Below are 14,739 nucleotides of genomic sequence, written 5' to 3' on the forward strand. Positions count from 1 at the left end.
ACTCACTCCTCGTGCTACTCGGCCGAGGGTGCCTCACCCTCGTCCGTGCCGGCGGTCGCGACACCCTCGGCGGCGTCGTCCACGGCCACGTCGCCGTCGACTTCCTCCGCCTCGCGCCCGGCCTCGGCGTTACGTGCGATACCGACCACGGCATCGCGCTTGCCCAGGTTGATCAGTTGGACGCCCATGGTGTCACGGCCCGTCTCCCTGACCTCGCTGACTCGCGTACGAATCACACCGCCGGAGAGGGTGATCGCGAGGATCTCGTCGTGCTCCTCGACAATCAGCGCGCCGACGAGCGAACCGCGGTCCTCCACGATCTTGGCGGCCTTGATGCCGAGGCCGCCGCGGCCCTGGACGCGGTACTCGTCGACGGCGGTCCGCTTCGCGTACCCACCGTCGGTGGCAGTGAACACGAACGTACCGGGTCGGACGACATTCATCGAGAGAAGCTCGTCGCCTCCGCGGAAACTCATCCCCTTGACACCGGAGGTGGCACGGCCCATCGGGCGAAGGGACTCGTCCGAGGCGGTGAACCGGATGGACTGCGCCTTCCTGCTGATCAGCAGCAGATCGTCGTCGGCGGAGACCAGCTCGGCGCCGATCAGCTCGTCGTCGCTGCCGTCCTCGCGCTCGCGCAGGTTGATCGCGATGACACCGCCGGAGCGGGGCGAATCGTAATCCTTCAGTGGCGTCTTCTTGACCAGACCGGACTTGGTCGCCAGGACCAGGTAGGGCGCCGCCTCGTAGTCCCGGATCGCCAGGATCTCCGCGATCGCCTCGTCCGGCTGGAACGCCAGCAGGTTCGCCACGTGCTGGCCGCGCGCGTCCCGGCCGGCCTCGGGCAGCTCGTACGCCTTCGCCCGGTACACCCGGCCCTTGTTGGTGAAGAACAGCAGCCAGTGGTGCGTGGTGGAGACGAAGAAGTGGTCGACGATGTCGTCTTCCTTCAGCTTCGCGCCGCGCACGCCCTTGCCGCCGCGCTTCTGCGCCCGGTAGTCGTCCGTCTTCGTCCGCTTGACGTAACCGCCGCGCGTGACGGTGACGACGATGTCCTCCTCGGCGATCAGGTCCTCGATGGACATGTCGCCCTCGTACGGGATCAGCTTGGTCTGGCGGTCGTCGCCGTACTTCTCGACGATCGCGGCCAGCTCCTCGCTGACGATCCCGCGCTGGCGGACCGGCGAGGCCAGGATCTCGTTGTACTGGTTGATCTTCGCCTGGAGCTCGTCATGCTCCTGGACGATCTTCTGCCGCTCCAGGGCGGCCAGGCGCCGCAGCTGCATCTCCAGGATCGCGTTCGCCTGGATTTCGTCGATCTCCAGCAGGTCCATCAGGCCGCCGCGCGCGATCTCGACCGTCTCGCTGCGCCGGATCAGCGCGATGACCTCGTCGATGGCGTCCAGTGCCTTCAGCAGACCGCGCAGGATGTGCGCCCGCTCCTCGGCTTTGCGCAGCCGGAACTTGGTCCGGCGGACGATGACCTCGATCTGGTGCGTCACCCAGTGCCGGATGAACGCGTCCAGCGAGAGGGTGCGCGGCACGCCGTCCACCAGCGCCAGCATGTTGGCGCCGAAGTTCGTCTGCAGGTCGGTGTGCTTGTACAGGTTGTTCAGCACCACCTTGGCGACCGCGTCGCGCTTGAGCACGATCACCAGGCGCTGGCCCGTACGGGACGACGTCTCGTCGCGGACGTCCGCGATGCCGCCGATCTTGCCGTCCTTCACCAGGTCGGCGATCTTCTGCGCCAGGTTGTCGGGGTTCACCTGGTACGGCAGCTCGGTGACCACCAGGCACTGACGGCCCTGGATCTCCTCGACCTCGACCACCGCGCGCATCGTGATGGAGCCGCGCCCGGTGCGGTACGCCTCCTCGATGCCCTTGCGGCCCACGACCAGGGCGCCGGTCGGGAAGTCCGGGCCCTTGATGCGCTCCATGAGCGCGTCCAGCAGCTCCTCGTGGGAGACCTCGGGGTTCTCCAGGTACCACTGGGCGCCGGCCGCGACCTCGCGCAGGTTGTGCGGCGGGATGTTGGTGGCCATGCCGACCGCGATACCGGCCGAGCCGTTGATCAGCAGGTTCGGGAAGCGGGCCGGCAGGACGGTCGGCTCCTGGGAGCGGCCGTCGTAGTTGTCCGTGAAGTCGACGGTCTCCTCGTCGATGTCACGGACCATCTCCATCGACAGCGGCGCCATCTTGCACTCGGTGTAGCGCATGGCCGCCGCCGGGTCGTTGCCCGGGGAGCCGAAGTTGCCGTTGGAGTCCACCAGCGGCATCCGCATCGACCACGGCTGGGCGAGGCGCACCAGGGCGTCGTAGATGGAGGAGTCGCCGTGCGGGTGGTAGTTGCCCATGACGTCGCCGACGACACGGGCGCACTTGTAGAAGCCGCGCTCGGGGCGGTAGCCGCCGTCGTACATCGCGTACAGCACACGCCGGTGGACGGGCTTGAGACCGTCCCGGACGTCCGGCAGCGCGCGGGAGACGATGACGGACATCGCGTAGTCGAGGTACGAGCGCTGCATCTCCGTCTCAAGCCCGACGGGCTCGACACGCATCGCGAGTTCGCCGCCCTCTTCCGGGGTGACGGGGGTGTTCTCGTCGGCCATTGCTGGTGAAGATCCTTCCTGGTGCGGTCAGCTGAGACCGACTCAGATGTCGAGGAAGCGGACGTCCTTGGCGTTGCGCTGGATGAACTGGCGGCGGGCCTCCACGTCCTCGCCCATGAGGACGGAGAACAGGTCGTCGGCCTGGGCGGCGTCGTCCAGGGTGACCTGGCCGAGGACCCGGTGCTCCTGGTCCATGGTGGTGACGCGCAGTTCCTCGGCGTTCATCTCGCCCAGACCCTTGAAGCGCTGGATGGAGTCCTCGCGGATGCGCTTGCCACGCTGGCGGCCCATCTCGATCAGCGCGTCCCGCTCACGGTCCGAGTAGGCGTACTCCACGTCGTCCCGGCCCCACTTGATCTTGTACAGCGGCGGGCGGGACAGGTACACGTGCCCGGCCTCGACCAGCGGCCGCATGAAGCGGAACAGGAAGGTCAGCAGCAGGGTGCTGATGTGCTGGCCGTCGACGTCGGCGTCCGCCATCAGGATGATCTTGTGATAGCGGAGCTTCTCGATGTCGAAGTCCTCGTGCACACCCGTGCCGAAGGCCGAGATCAGCGCCTGGATCTCCTGGTTCTGCAGGATCTTGTCGATCCGCGCCTTCTCGACGTTCAGGATCTTGCCGCGGATCGGGAGGATCGCCTGGTACTGCGGGTTCCGGCCGGACTTGGCCGAGCCGCCGGCGGAGTCGCCCTCGACGATGAAGATCTCGCACTTGGCCGGGTCGTTGGACTGGCAGTCGGCCAGCTTGCCCGGCAGCGACGCCGTCTCCAGCAGGCCCTTGCGGCGGGTCAGGTCGCGCGCCTTGCGGGCCGCCACACGCGCGGTGGCCGCCTGGATGCCCTTGCGGACGATGTCGGCGGCCTCGACCGGGTTGCGGTCCAGCCAGTCGTTGAGGTGTTCGTAGACCGCCTTCTGCACGAAGGTCTTGGCCTCCGTGTTGCCCAGCTTGGTCTTCGTCTGGCCCTCGAACTGCGGCTCGCTCAGCTTGACCGAGATGATCGCGGTCAGACCCTCGCGGATGTCGTCGCCGGTGAGGTTGTCGTCCTTCTCGCGCAGCAGCTTCTTGTCGCGCGCGTACTTGTTGATCAGGCTGGTCAGCGCGGCGCGGAAGCCCTCTTCGTGGGTGCCGCCCTCGTGGGTGTGGATGATGTTCGCGAAGGAGTACACGCCCTCGCTGTAGCCGCTGTTCCACTGCATGGCGACTTCGAGGGACAGGCTCTTGTCCTTGTCCTCGGCCTCCAGCGAGACGACCGTCGGGTGCACCGCGTCTCCCTTGCGGGAGTTGAGGTACTTCACGAAGTCGACGATGCCGCCCTCGTAGTGGTACGTGACGGTCTTGACCTCGGCCTTCTCGTCGGCGCCCGCCTCGTCCGCGCCGCTGGTGGCCTTCGCCGACTCGCGCTCGTCGGTGAGCCGGATCGTCAGGCCCTTGTTGAGGAACGCCATCTCCTGGAAACGCCGGGACAGCGTCTCGAAGGAGTACTCGGTGGTCTCGAAGATCTCCGGGTCGGCCCAGAAGGTGACCGACGTGCCGGTCTCCTCCGTCGCCTCGTGCTTGACCAGCGGGGCCGTCGGCACGCCCATCTTGTAGTCCTGCGTCCAGCGGTGGCCGTCCGTCCTGACCTCGACGGCGACCTTCGTGGACAGCGCGTTCACCACGGACACGCCGACACCGTGCAGACCGCCGGAGACGGCGTAGCCGCCGCCGCCGAACTTGCCGCCCGCGTGCAGCACGGTCAGCACGACCTCGACGGCCGGCTTGCCCTCGGAGGGCACGATGCCCACCGGGATGCCACGGCCGTTGTCCACGACGCGCACGCCGCCGTCGGCGAGGATCGTCACGTCGATGGTGTCCGCGTAGCCGGCCAGCGCCTCGTCGACCGAGTTGTCGACGACCTCGTACACCAGGTGGTGCAGACCGCGCTCGCCCGTGGAGCCGATGTACATGCCGGGCCGCTTGCGGACCGCGTCCAGCCCTTCGAGCACGGTGATGGCGCTGGCGTCATACGAGGCTGAGGCCGCGCCGGACTCGGTTGCCTCGCCGTTCACGCCGGCGTCGGTGGACGGGATGTTCTCGTTGGGGTTGCCGGAATCGGCCACGAAGCGCCCTTTCTGGCACAGCACGAGCCGGGCTCGTCGGCGGGTTGCCGGAGCGGCTGCGGCATGTTGCGTTGGTAAGCCTTGATCAGCGTTGCTCAGCTTTTCCCGGGCGGTCCCCACATTGGGGCGGGATTGTCTTCCAGTCTACCGGTAGCACTGACATCGATGGGGGTTTGCGGGCACCTGAGCCCCCATGTGCCGCCCTGAACCGGTCTCGGGCGGGTCCCGATATGCGGATGGGGGCTCCAAGGGGCTCACAGCGGCACTCAGCGCTTCGAGCCGTCAACCCGTGGCTACCGGCGGGTCAGAAGGCCATCCGGGGACGATCCGGACGCCGCCCCCGCCCGCTCATACGGCCGCGACGGCCTTCTCCCGCACCCCTGCAGACGTGATGTACGTCACCCGTACGTATCGCCGGGGCCGGTGCTGCCCGGCGCCCGCAGCGGGCCGTAGCGGCGGGCCGGGCCGCCCGGGTTGAGCACCTTGATCATTCGTACGCTGCCCTGCCCCAGATCCTGGTTGAGCCGGGCCACCAGCGCGGGCGCGAGGTGCCGCAGCTGGGTCGCCCAGGCCGTGGAGTCGCAGGCCACGACCAGCACCCGCTCGTCCTCGTCGTACCGCTGCGGCACGCAGTGCTTGGCCAGGTCCTCGCCGACGATCTGCGGCCAGCGGCCCATCACCCCGCCCACCGCGGCGGGCGTCTCCCAGCCGCGCTCGGTGATCAGCCGGTTGATCGCCGCCCCCAGCTTCAGCGGATCGCGTCCGTCGGCGCGGGCACCGGAGCGCAGACCGCCACCGCGCCGGGCCTGCTTCTTCTGCCGTGCCGCGTCCCCACGCGCGCGTGCCTGCTCCTTCGCGGCGCGCAACGCCACGCGCGCGAGGTCGACGCCGGAGGGCTCCTTGCGGGCGGAGCCCTTCGCCGCCCCAGGGGTGTTCGGCAGGGGGTCCTCGGTGTTCATACGCGTTCGACCGTCCCGCCGGCCACCGCGTACCGGGCGCCGGCCAGCACATGGGGTACGTCGTCGTCCACGGCGGCGGTGACCAGCACCTGCTCCCCGGGGGCGACCAGTTCCGCCAGCCGTTCCCGGCGGCGGGCGTCCAGTTCGGCGAAGACGTCGTCCAGGATCAGCACCGGCTCGTTGCCCTCCGCGCGCAGCAGGTCGTAGGAGGCCAGCCGGAGGGCGAGGGCGTAGGACCAGGACTCGCCGTGCGAGGCGTAGCCCTTGGCGGGCAGCTGCCCGAGTTTCAGCAGCAGGTCGTCCCGGTGCGGACCGACGAGGGTGACGCCCCGCTCGATCTCCTGCTTGCGCGCCTCGGCGAGGGCCGCCATCAGCTGCTCGTACAGCTCCTCGCGCGTGTGGGCCTCGCCCGGCGCCGACGGCTTGTACTCCAACGCGACCGGACCGCCGCCGGGGGCCAGCTGTTCGTACGCCTTGTCGGCCAGCGGCTGAAGCGCCGCGATCAGGTCGAGCCGCTGGACGAGCACCTCGGCGCCCGCGCGCGCGAGGTGCTGGTCCCACACGTCGAGCGTGGACAGGTCCATGGACCGCCCGCCGTGCCGGCGCGCGAGAGCGGCCGACTTCAGCAGGGTGTTGCGCTGCTTGAGCACCCGCTCGTAGTCCGAGCGCACACCGGCCATCCGCGGGGACCGGGCGGTGACCAGCTCATCGAGGAACCGCCGCCGCTCGCCCGGGTCGCCCTTGACGAGGGCTAGGTCCTCGGGCGCGAACAGCACGGTCCGTACGATCCCCAGCACGTCCCGCGGTCTGACCTGCGAGGAACGGTTGACGCGGGCGCGGTTGGCCCTGCCGGGGTTCAGCTCCAGCTCGATCAGCTGCTGCCGGTCGCCCTGGCGGACCTGGGCCCGGACGATCGCCCGCTCGGCGCCCATGCGCACCAGCGGGGCGTCGGAGGCGACCCGGTGGCTGCCGAGCGTGGCCAGGTAGCCGACCGCCTCCACCAGGTTGGTCTTGCCCTGCCCGTTGGGGCCGACGAAGGCGGTGACGCCCGGGTCGAGCGGGACCTCGGCCCGGGCGTACGAGCGGAAGTCGGCCAGCGAAAGATGCGTGACGTGCATGGTCGTCCCGCCGACCTCCCTGCTTGTGCTGCGGCTTACTTCTTCTCTACGGCGTGACCGCCGAACTGGTTGCGCAGCGCGGCGATCATCTTCATCTGCGGCGAGTCCTCCTGCCGGGAGGCGAACCGCGCGAACAGCGAGGCGGTGATCGCCGGCAGCGGCACGGCGTTGTCGATGGCCGCCTCCACCGTCCAGCGTCCCTCACCGGAGTCCTGTGCGTAACCGCGCAGGGCGTCCAGGTGCTCGTCCTCGTCGAGGGCGTTGACCGCGAGGTCCAGCAGCCAGGACCGGATCACCGTGCCCTCCTGCCAGGAGCGGAAGACCTCGCGGACGTTCTCCACGGAGTCGACCTTCTCCAGCAGCTCCCAGCCCTCGGCGTAGGCCTGCATCATGGCGTACTCGATGCCGTTGTGGACCATCTTCGCGAAGTGGCCCGCGCCGACCTTGCCCGCGTGCACCGAGCCGAAGTCGCCCTCCGGCTTCAGGGCGTCGAAGACCGGCTGCACCTTGGCGACGTTCTCGGCGTCGCCGCCGTACATCAGCGCGTACCCGTTCTCCAGGCCCCACACGCCGCCGGAGACACCGCAGTCGACGAAGCCTATGCCCTTGGCGGCCAGCTCCTCGGCGTGCCGCTCGTCGTCGGTCCAGCGGGAGTTGCCGCCGTCCACGACCACGTCGCCGGGCTCCAGCAGCTCGGCGAGCCGGTCGATGGTCGACTGGGTGGGCTCGCCCGCCGGGACCATCACCCAGACCACGCGCGGGCCGCTGAGCTTGCCCACAAGCTCTTCCAGGCTGTGGACATCCGCGACGTCCGCGTTGCGGTCGTACCCGATGACGGTGTGGCCCGCGCGGCGGATCCGCTCGCGCATGTTGCCGCCCATCTTGCCGAGGCCGACGAGACCGAGCTCCATCAGTTGTGTTCCTTAGGTCGCTGTGTGGCGTGAGAGGCACCTGGGTGCCGAGCCGAGCCTAAACCCGGACGCTCACGCACAGCTGTGGGCATACGCGCTCATGCGAGACCCGCGCTGACCTGCGGAAACGTAGCCATGGACAATCGCGACCCACCCCGTGAGCGCGGTCCGGTGCCCCCACCCGGTCACGGTGCCGGGCATCCACAGGGACGACCGGCACCGTGCACACCTGTGGAAAACGTCAGCCGCTGAGCCGGACCGGCATGATCAGGTACTTGTACGCGTCGTCGGCCTCGGCGTCCACCGCCGGCTTCCCGCTGAGCAGCGCCGGCTTCGTGGACGTGGTGAACGACAGCTGCGCCACCGGCGAGTCGATCGCGCTCAGGCCGTCCAGCAGGAACGTCGGGTTGAAGGCGATCGAGATGTCGTCGCCCTCCAGCTGCGCGTCGACCCTTTCCACAGCCTGTGCGTCGTCGCTGGACCCGGCCTCCAGGATCAGCACGCCCTGCTCGAAGCTCAGCCGCACCGGGGTGTTCCGCTCGGCGACCAGGGCCACACGCTTGACGGCCTCCACGAAGGGCGCGGTCTCGATCACGGCGACGGAGTTGAACTCGGTCGGGAACAGCGTCCGGTACTTGGGCAGGTCGCCCTCCAGCAGACGCGTGGTCGTACGCCGCCCGGCGCCCTCGAAACCGATCAGGCCCTCACCGGCACCGGCCCCGGCGAGCGCCAGCGTGACGCTGTCCCCGGCGCCCAGCGCCTTGGCGGTGTCCAGGAGCGTCTTGGCCGGGACAAGGGCGACGGCGGAGGCGTCCGGGTTCTCCGGCTTCCACAGGAACTCGCGGACCGCGAAGCGGTAGCGGTCGGTGGAGGCCAGGGTGACCGTGTCGCCCTCGATCTCGATGCGCACACCGGTGAGCACCGGCAGCGTGTCGTCACGGCCGGCGGCGATGGCCACCTGGGCGACGGCCGCGGCGAAGACCTCGCCGGGGACGGTGCCGGTCGCGTTCGGCATCTGCGGCAGGGCCGGGTACTCCTCCACAGGCAGGGTGTGGAGGGTGAACCGGGAGGTGCCGCAGACCACGGTCGCCCGTACACCGTCTGTGGAGATCTCCACCGGCCGGTTGGGCAGGGCACGCGAGATGTCGGCGAGCAGCCGGCCGGAGACCAGGACGGTGCCCTCCTCCTCGACCTCCGCCTCGACGTTCACCTGTGCGGAGACCTCGTAGTCGAAGCTCGACAGACTCAGCTGGCCGTCCTCGGCCTTGAGCAGCAGGCCAGCGAGGACAGGCGCCGGCGGACGGGCCGGGAGGCTGCGTGCCGCCCAGGCCACTGCCTCCGCGAGTACGTCGCGTTCCACCCGGATCTTCACCGTAAGCCGCCTCCTGCTGTTGCTACTGAGTCCTCCGACTCGGTGTCACCGCCCTCTGTGACGGGAAGGACACCGGGGACCAGTCTGACGCACGGCACTGACAGTAGGTGCCCGTCGGGGTCAAGTCGGTCCGAGGGGCAGCCGGGCGCGAGAGGGCGAGTTGTGCACAGCCCCCGCTTCAAAACGATTGCCGAGCTCTCTCTAGTCGGAAGTAGTAGTAGGGCCTGTGGATACGGTGGATAACCACGTTTGCCCAGCTCAGCGCAGGTTTTTTATCCACCGGCCCTGTGGGTGGAGGCGGTGGACAACCTGGCCCGTCTGTGGAGAACGGAAAGTTCTGCACACACCGCCCACAGGCTGAGGGCAGTTCTCCCCAGCTGTGTCCCCAGGAATACCCAGGTTTCCCACAACCCAATCCGGCAGCTTCCTGTGACGCCTTTCACTCGACGCGGTGAGTGGGGGCGTCGGGTTGCCGAACAGTGGACAGCCATGTGGAGAAGCCCGGGTTTGCTGGGGACAACCGCCCCCAGCCTGTGGGGTACCGGTGGACAACGCGACGCCGGGGCTGGGGACGGTGTGGTTTTCCACAGCCTGTGGAGATCCTTCGTCCACGATTCCACAGGCCCTTGAGCTGGGTGGATGTCGTGAGACCAGCCTCCCTGTGGACGCAGCTCGGGACAACTTCGCAGTCCCCAGTCTGTGGACGGAAGAAAGTCGCCGAATCTGTGGAGGAAGGCCGTAACCAGGCAGGTAATCGAACAAGGGATGACGGGCAGGAAACGGTCCACAGCCCCACAACCGTCGCCTCGGGCGCCCGTCGAGGCCGCCGGAGGGCTGTTTGAGGGGGGCGAGGGGCTGCCCCGGAGGCCGTTCGCGGGTGGCGAGGAGCTGCCGGAAGGCCGTCGCGGGGGCTGCCAGGCACGTCGTCGGCCGGGCGCCTGTGAACGGTCGAGGAGCCGGTCGTGGCGGGGGGATCAGGGTCCGTCCGTACGGCCGCGGAGGCCGACGGTATTGGGGTCGTTCGCGATGGGTCGTTAGCGACGGGGTCGTTCGCGACGGGGTCGTCGGCGCCGGAGTCGTCAGCGGGGGCGTCAGCGTGGGGACCGCCAGCTGGGGGCCGGAGTCGGCCGGTGCCCCGATGGGCCCGGGAACGCCGGAGGGCGCCCCGGGGGCGGGTGTGCCCCGGGGCGCCCTGCGCGCCCGCGTACGGCCGGCTCAGCCGTTCTTGATGCGGTTGGTCAGCTCGGTGACCTGGTTGTAGATCGAGCGCCGCTCGGCCATCAGCGCGCGGATCTTGCGGTCGGCGTGCATCACGGTGGTGTGGTCCCGGCCGCCGAACTGCGCGCCGATCTTCGGCAGCGACAGATCCGTCAGCTCGCGGCACAGGTACATCGCGATCTGCCGCGCGGTCACCAGCGCGCGCCCGCGCGAGGTGCCGCACAGGTCCTCCACCGTCAGCCCGAAATAGTCCGCGGTCGCCGCCATGATCGCCGTGGCGGTGATCTCCGGGGCGCTGTCCTCGCCGCCGGGGATGAGGTCCTTCAGGACGATCTCGGTCAGGCCCAGGTCCACCGGCTGCCGGTTGAGCGACGCGAACGCCGTCACCCGGATCAGCGCGCCCTCCAGCTCACGGATGTTCCGCGAGATCCGGGAGGCGATGAACTCCAGCACCTCCGGCGGCGCGTTCAGCTGCTCCTGGACCGCCTTCTTGCGCAGGATCGCGATCCGCGTCTCCAGCTCGGGCGGCTGGACGTCGGTGATCAGGCCCCACTCGAAGCGGTTGCGCAGCCGGTCCTCCAGCGTGACCAGCTGCTTGGGCGGCCGGTCGCTGGAGAGCACGATCTGCTTGTTGGCGTTGTGGAGCGTGTTGAAGGTGTGGAAGAACTCCTCCTGCGTCGACTCCTTGTCCGCCAGGAACTGGATGTCGTCGACGAGCAGGATGTCCATCTCGCGGTAGCGCTTGCGGAAGCTGTCGCCCTTGCCGTCGCGGATGGAGTTGATGAACTCGTTGGTGAACTCCTCCGAGCTGACGTACCGCACGCGCGTGCCCGGGTACAGGCTGCGCGCGTAGTGCCCGATGGCGTGCAGCAGATGGGTCTTGCCGAGCCCGGACTCCCCGTAGATGAACAGCGGGTTGTACGCCTTCGCCGGCGCCTCGGCGACCGCCACCGCCGCCGCGTGCGCGAAGCGGTTGGACGCGCCGATGACGAACGTGTCGAACAGGTACTTGGGGTTCAGCCGCGCGGTCGGCTCGCCGGGACCGCTCGCCGGCGCCGGCTGCGCGGCCAGCGGGCCCGGGGCACCGGTGGGCGGTCCGTCCGGACGGCCGGGGCCACCGCGGTGCGCCGCCGGATCCGGCAGCTCACGGCGGACCGGGTCGCGCTGGTCGTACTCGGTCCGGGACGGGTCGTACTCGCCCCGCGCGGTGTCGTAGTCGCCGCGCTGCTGTTCGTACGGCGGCCGGTCCATGCCCTGCGGGCGGTAGTCCTGGGACGGCGCGCCGTACGCGTCCGCGCCGGAGCCGTAGCCGTCCTGGGAGGACGGCGAGGCGTACGGGTCCCGCTCGGGGAAGCCGAGCCGGGGCTGCTGCCAGCCGTACTCGTCCTGCCCCGGGCGCGGCCAGGCGCCGGGCTCGGGCCGCTGGTACTCGGACGGATAGACCGGGCGGACCGTGGGGAGCGGGTCGGGGCGGCCGGCCGGGGGCTGTTCGGAGCGCGGCTCGCCGCCCGGCTGCTCGCCGCCGCGGGACCGGCCGTAGCCCTCGTACGGCCCCGAGGGCAGCTCCGGCTCCTCGTAGCGCGGCTTGGCCGGCTGCTGGACGGGAGGCGCCGGGGGGTCGCCCGCGGAGTCGTCCACGGTGATCGCGATCCGGATGGGACGGCCGCACTCCCGGCTCAGGGTCTCGCTGACGACGGGCGCCAGACGCCCCTCCAGCACGCCCTTGGCGAATTCGTTCGGCACGGCGAGAAGGGCGGTGTCGGCGACCAGCGCGAGCGGCTGGCAGCGCCGGATCCAGTGCTCGTCCTTGGCCTCCACACCCTGACCGCGGCCCTCGCCGAGCAGCTGTTCCAGTACTCGCGGCCACACTGCGGCAAGATCGGCAGGTACGTCAGCCACAGGGCACGCTCTCTCACAGGTCCCACGAACGTGTGGTTCGGGGACGGGTCGGGATGAAAATCGGGTCGGGCGGGGATAAGGGAACGAATCGGAGTCCAGCCACGGTAGTCAGCGCGGCGGGTACGGTTCAAGTTGTTGTCCCCAGCCTGTGGACAGTGTCCCCCGGCGGCCCTCGGTTTGACCGGATGGGTCGGCCCCGCGTACCGTAACCAGGTCGAGTTGTCGATGGCTGCTGCCGCCTGCCTCCGATGGGCACAGGTCACGTCAGGTGATCGGGAAGCGGTGCACTCGGGCGTGACGCGAGCTACTCGTGGGCGCACGGTGACAGCCAGGACGGCACCCCGCCACTACCGATTTTCTGGAGCCCCCGAGTGAGCAAGCGCACCTTCCAGCCGAACAACCGTCGTCGCGCGAAGACCCACGGCTTCCGGCTGCGTATGCGCACCCGTGCCGGCCGCGCGATTCTCGCGTCCCGCCGTAGCAAGGGTCGCGCCCGTCTGTCCGCCTGATCCCGGTCAGGTCATGACATCGTGCTGCCCACCGAGAACCGGCTGAGGCGGCGCGAGGACTTCGCGACCGCGGTACGACGAGGGCGTCGGGCAGGCCGCCCGACGCTCGTCGTCCACCTTCGTAGCGGTGCCACGGACCCGCACGCGCCTGGGGAGAGCGCTCCCCCGACGCGTGCGGGTTTCGTCGTCAGCAAGGCCGTGGGTGGCGCGGTCGTGCGCAACAAAGTGAAGCGCAGACTGCGCCACCTGATGCGTGACCGAGTCGGCCTGTTTCCCCCCGGTAGCCTGGTAGTCGTACGAGCGCTGCCCGGAGCGGGCGACGCAGACCACGCACAGCTGGCCCGAGACCTGGACGCCGCCCTTCAGCGGCTACTGGGAGGGGGCGCGCGATGAAGTACCCGCTGCTGGCTCTGATCAAGCTGTACCAGTGGACGATCAGTCCGCTGCTGGGGCCGGTATGCAAGTACTACCCGTCGTGCTCTCATTACGGCTACACGGCCATCGACCGGCACGGTGCCGTCAAGGGGACCGCACTGACCGCCTGGCGCATCCTGCGGTGCAATCCGTGGTCGCCGGGTGGCGTGGACCATGTTCCGCCGCGTAAGCGTCCGCGGTGGCACGAAATGCTGCGCGACGCCTGGCGCGCACGCAGGGGCGGGTCCTCCGCCGCCGAAACGGCCACCGAAGCGAAGCCACCAACGGAGTCTCCTTCGAGCCCGGCCGCAGAGACCTCGTCCCATGCCCAAGGAGCATGATTAGTGGACACGATTGCCAGCCTTTTCAGTTTCATCACCTGGCCCGTCTCCTGGGTCATCGTCCAGTTCCACAAGGTGTACGGGGCGATCTTCGGACCTGACACCGGGTGGGCCTGGGGCCTGTCCATCGTGTCCCTGGTGATCCTGATCCGCATCTGCCTGATCCCGCTCTTCGTGAAGCAGATCAAGGCGACCCGCGCGATGCAGACGCTCCAGCCGGAGATGAAGAAGATCCAGGAGCGCTACAAGAACGACCGGCAGCGTCAGTCCGAAGAGATGATGAAGCTGTACAAGGAGTCGGGCACCAACCCGCTCTCCTCGTGCCTTCCCATCCTGGCGCAGTCCCCGTTCTTCTTCGCCCTGTACCACGTGCTCTCCGGCATCGCGTCGGGCAAGAAGATCGGCGTCATCGACGCCGATCTGCTCGAAAGCGCCCGGAACGCGCACATCTTCGGTGCCCCGCTGGCCGCCAAGTTCTTCAGCAGCGACAGCCAGGTCAGCGCCCTGCACGCCTCGCTGACCGACGTTCGCGTCGTGACCGCGATCATGATCGTGCTGATGTCGGCGTCGCAGTTCTACACGCAGCGCCAGCTGATGACGAAGAACGTCGACACCACCGTGAAGACGCCGTTCATGCAGCAGCAGAAGATGCTGATGTACATCTTCCCGGTCATGTTCGCCGTCCTCGGCGTGAACTTCCCGGTCGGTGTCCTCATCTACTGGCTGACCACCAACGTGTGGACCATGGGCCAGCAGATGTACGTCATCCACAACAACCCGACCCCGGGTTCCAAGGCCCAGGCCGCCTACCTGGAGCGCCTGACCAAGCACGTCACGCACCACGGCAAGATCCGCCGGCGCAGCGAAAAGGCCATCGTGAAGGCGATCGTCGCCAAGGGCCGCGACCGCAACGAGTTCGAGCGCAAGTTCGTCAACGCGCTCAACAAGGCCGGTCTCGCCGCCCAGGCCGACGGCACCGTGACGAAGAGCGTGGCCCAGGCCGCGGCGGAGACCGAGGAAGGCGCGACCGCCGGTACCGCCACGGCCACCGCTACCACCCCCCGGCGCCAGCAGCCCAAGCGCCAGAGCAAGTCCCAGCGTCAGTCCGGCGGGACCAAGGCGGGTGACTCCCTGTCGCTGGAGAAGTCCGACGCACCGCAGGACGTCAAGCCCGCCGCTGCCAAGCAGCCCCAGAAGCCCGGCTCCGGCACCCGCAGCAAGGCCCAGTCCGGCCAGCGCAAGGGTGGCCCGCAGCGGCCCAAGTCCCCGTCCAAGAAGTAAGAAGGAGC

General features: G+C 69.2%; 11 protein-coding genes. 4 read left to right on the forward strand and 7 right to left on the reverse strand.

The window, feature by feature from the left end:
• Nucleotides 1-14 precede the first annotated feature (14 nt).
• From gyrA to dnaA, 7 genes are all read right to left on the reverse strand, one after another.
• Nucleotides 15-2,609: a DNA gyrase subunit A gene (gene gyrA / locus ABD350_RS07345; RefSeq protein ID WP_344346956.1), complete on the reverse strand. Its 2,595-nt coding sequence runs from the start codon at nt 2,607-2,609 to the stop codon at nt 15-17.
• 42 nt (nt 2,610-2,651) lie between these two features.
• A complete protein-coding gene (gene gyrB, locus ABD350_RS07350; RefSeq protein WP_344346957.1) occupies nt 2,652-4,733 on the reverse strand; it encodes a DNA topoisomerase (ATP-hydrolyzing) subunit B in 2,082 nt (693 codons plus the stop codon).
• A 374-nt stretch (nt 4,734-5,107) separates the two neighbouring features.
• Nucleotides 5,108-5,668, reverse strand: a complete 561-nt coding sequence (locus ABD350_RS07355; RefSeq protein ID WP_344346958.1) for a DciA family protein — start codon at nt 5,666-5,668, stop codon at nt 5,108-5,110.
• On the reverse strand, nt 5,665-6,786 hold the full coding sequence (gene recF / locus ABD350_RS07360) for a DNA replication/repair protein RecF (protein ID WP_344346960.1): 1,122 nt from the start codon (nt 6,784-6,786) through the stop codon (nt 5,665-5,667). The genes ABD350_RS07355 and recF overlap by 4 nt, the downstream gene beginning before the upstream one ends.
• Nucleotides 6,787-6,821: 35 nt before the next feature.
• The gene (gnd, locus tag ABD350_RS07365; RefSeq protein WP_181792778.1) at nt 6,822-7,697 is read right to left on the reverse strand and encodes a phosphogluconate dehydrogenase (NAD(+)-dependent, decarboxylating); all 876 of its coding nucleotides are present in this window, start codon (nt 7,695-7,697) and stop codon (nt 6,822-6,824) included.
• Nucleotides 7,698-7,938: 241 nt separating this feature from the next.
• Complete coding sequence (gene dnaN, locus ABD350_RS07370; protein WP_344346961.1) at nt 7,939-9,069, reverse strand: DNA polymerase III subunit beta; 1,131 nt, start codon at nt 9,067-9,069, stop codon at nt 7,939-7,941.
• Between the two features lie 1,215 nt (nt 9,070-10,284).
• On the reverse strand, nt 10,285-12,186 hold the full coding sequence (gene dnaA / locus ABD350_RS07375) for a chromosomal replication initiator protein DnaA (RefSeq protein WP_344346962.1): 1,902 nt from the start codon (nt 12,184-12,186) through the stop codon (nt 10,285-10,287).
• A gap of 371 nt (nt 12,187-12,557) precedes the next feature.
• On the opposite strand from dnaA, the gene rpmH reads away from it, so the two are divergent.
• The 4 genes from rpmH to yidC are packed head-to-tail and all read left to right on the forward strand — an operon-like array spanning nt 12,558 to nt 14,731.
• Nucleotides 12,558-12,695, forward strand: coding sequence for a 50S ribosomal protein L34 (rpmH, locus tag ABD350_RS07380; RefSeq protein WP_003956500.1), 138 nt, complete (start codon nt 12,558-12,560; stop codon nt 12,693-12,695).
• A gap of 21 nt (nt 12,696-12,716) precedes the next feature.
• Entirely contained in the window at nt 12,717-13,088 is a 372-nt protein-coding gene (gene rnpA, locus ABD350_RS07385; RefSeq protein ID WP_078637608.1) for a ribonuclease P protein component, read from the forward strand.
• On the forward strand, nt 13,085-13,450 hold the full coding sequence (gene yidD / locus ABD350_RS07390) for a membrane protein insertion efficiency factor YidD (protein ID WP_078637607.1): 366 nt from the start codon (nt 13,085-13,087) through the stop codon (nt 13,448-13,450). Before rnpA ends, yidD begins: the two co-directional genes overlap by 4 nt.
• A 3-nt stretch (nt 13,451-13,453) precedes the next feature.
• Nucleotides 13,454-14,731, forward strand: coding sequence for a membrane protein insertase YidC (gene yidC / locus ABD350_RS07395; RefSeq protein WP_344346963.1), 1,278 nt, complete (start codon nt 13,454-13,456; stop codon nt 14,729-14,731).
• The last annotated feature ends 8 nt before the right edge of the window (nt 14,732-14,739 follow it).

Origin of the sequence: Streptomyces nogalater (assembly GCF_039532885.1) — a bacterium.
Taxonomy (GTDB): Bacteria; Actinomycetota; Actinomycetes; order Streptomycetales; family Streptomycetaceae; genus Streptomyces; species Streptomyces nogalater.

Coding starts and splice junctions, on each gene's coding strand:
- gnd (WP_181792778.1), bottom strand. CDS start 7,697: ATGGAGCTCGGTCTCGTCGGCCTCGGCAAGATGGGCGGCAACATGCGC.
- yidD (WP_078637607.1), top strand. CDS start 13,085: ATGAAGTACCCGCTGCTGGCTCTGATCAAGCTGTACCAGTGGACGATC.
- ABD350_RS07355 (WP_344346958.1), bottom strand. CDS start 5,668: ATGAACACCGAGGACCCCCTGCCGAACACCCCTGGGGCGGCGAAGGGC.
- gyrA (WP_344346956.1), bottom strand. CDS start 2,609: ATGGCCGACGAGAACACCCCCGTCACCCCGGAAGAGGGCGGCGAACTC.
- recF (WP_344346960.1), bottom strand. CDS start 6,786: ATGCACGTCACGCATCTTTCGCTGGCCGACTTCCGCTCGTACGCCCGG.